Consider the following 383-nt stretch of genomic DNA (forward strand, 5'->3'; position numbering starts at 1 on the left):
GTATAGTAACGAACTTCGCTCGCCATTTCGTCTCGGCCTATCTCTCCAAGAGGGCGAGTCCACTCCTTTTTTAGCAAGGCAAAGACACTCTCGGCACAAGCATTGTCCCAGCAGTTGCCGCGCCGGGACATGCTGATGGTCACCTTTCTGTCATTGAGCCAACTCAGAACCTCTTCACTACGATATTGGCTGCCTTGGTCTGAGTGGAACAGCAAATCACGCCCCGCAGGTTTCTGGCGCCTCCAGGCCTGTTTCAGCGCCGCTATAACCAATTGTGAGCAGTTAACCGGCCCCATCGCACGGCCCACGATCTGACGAGTCCCCAGATCCAGCACAACGGCAATGTAGAGCCAGCCTTCTTGGCAGCGGATCTGGGTAATATC

At 55.1% G+C, this 383-nt stretch carries 1 protein-coding gene; it reads right to left on the minus strand.

The window, feature by feature from the left end; translation table 11 throughout:
* On the minus strand, positions 1-383 hold a 383-nt coding region (locus tag A3754_RS08390; RefSeq protein ID WP_156496921.1), incomplete at both ends, for a DDE-type integrase/transposase/recombinase.

The organism is Alcanivorax sp. HI0083 (assembly GCF_001635175.1).